This window comes from Roseibium sp. RKSG952, from assembly GCF_009711355.1.
On sequence record NZ_SMMF01000523.1, the window covers coordinates 1 to 1,560 of the forward strand.

Annotated in this window: 2 protein-coding genes; one reads left to right on the forward strand and one right to left on the reverse strand. The window is 45.6% G+C overall.

Annotated elements, in window-relative coordinates; genetic code table 11:
• Positions 1 to 430: hypothetical protein (locus E1297_RS01965; protein WP_155133227.1), on the reverse strand; the 430-nt coding region annotated here is incomplete at its 3' end.
• A 1,037-nt stretch (positions 431 to 1,467) separates the two neighbouring features.
• On the opposite strand from E1297_RS01965, the gene E1297_RS51140 reads away from it, so the two are divergent.
• Positions 1,468 to 1,560 (forward strand): hypothetical protein (locus E1297_RS51140; protein ID WP_368669436.1); only part of this gene is annotated, 93 nt, incomplete at its 3' end.

Consider the following 1,560-nt stretch of genomic DNA (forward strand, 5'->3'; position numbering starts at 1 on the left):
CTTTTGAAAATGGTCCAAAAGAAATTCCGATCACAGGGCTATGTTTATCGCGTGGGATTTTCACGATTGGAACCTTATATGAAGTGCTAAATCCTTTCCGCAAATACTCTGACTTAAGGCCAAAGCTTCTGGCTCTTCTTGATTTAAGAACATGAACTAAGTGAAAAGACGAATCTTTTGCGTCCCGTGCCAAAAAAGCGGCATGATCATTATTTCCAAGTTTTTTGGCGATACCCACTTGAAGGCAGTTAACTCCATATTTAAGAAACCCGCCAATGTGACTATTTTTTGATTTATCCGAACCAGTATAGAAATATATTCCAACATTTTCTTCCAATTTATCTTCCGGGAAGATCTTTTTAAATGTTTCAAAAACAATATCTTTTGCATTCTTGATTTCAGTTTTATCCTCTAATATTTCCAACGTCATCTAAATTACCTCCTTTTTGTGTTTAGATGATGATAGTTTAAAACCAACATCTTCCCAGCCAACAAAGTGCGGCGGATTCAACGAGAGAGCCCAAGTTGACCGATGCTGCGCGCCGCATGGACGACCGGCTTCAATTAGGTAGCAACTGCCACCAGCCTCTTCCCCGCAGACTGGATGACGTCTAACCAATGAGTTGCCTTAGGGTGCTATCTCAACGACCAGCCTGATTTTTCAGCTTTGAGCCATACGTGGTTGGTCTGTCATGTCTGGGTTCCGCCCTCATTTCGTCACCTTAGGTTGATTTTGCGAGAGAAGTTCGGTTGCTGTCCGGCATCTCGTCATGCTTCCTAATACACGACTTTAGTGTCTTTTTCACACACTAATCCAATGCTTATTCATTGCACTAATTTGTTGCTTCCCGTTTAGGAGAGCTTGGCCAGGCCAACCTGTTAGTTTGCAAGCGACCTCCGAAATTCAAACTAAACTTCTCCAGGTTAACCATCTAGAAACAATGACGGCTCCCCGCCTTTCATGGCAGGGAGGATGGGAATAGGCTCTTCGATGGAGAGTCAACTGGGCAGATGGTTGCTTGAGGCACCATTCCGAAAATCCCCGTACTTTAGGGCGGGGAAGATGTTATTCTCCGGACCTTCGTTTTGCACGCCTGTCAAATGCCTTGCATTTCCTTGGGATTCGTGAGCGTATGTAAAATAATGGTTTTAATCCCTCCGTTCCTTGATATTCAATAGATCTAACCACTTTTCTCTGAAATCGGAGAGTTCGCCGCCGTACAGGCGGCTCTGAAGAGATGGCACGGGCAAGCAGGGATAAGGGAGCAGTTCGCCGCCGCATAGGCGGCTCTGAAGCGTATCAAAAATTCATGGGACTCTCGTGGATTGAAACCCTTCAAGTCTGGGCTCGAACTTAAAAGTGTTGACAATATCCGTGTCAATGCGGGATCCGGACAATGATCCAGAAGCGCAGCAAACCCCTTTTTCTAATGTGGTGCAATTGACAAACAGAGCCGCGAAAGCCAAGTGTTCTTTCAATGCAAATCCTGCCGGCATGAAGCCAATGCGGACACAATCGCCGCTCGCAATATTCTTATGGCCGGAACGCGGCCAGCGCCA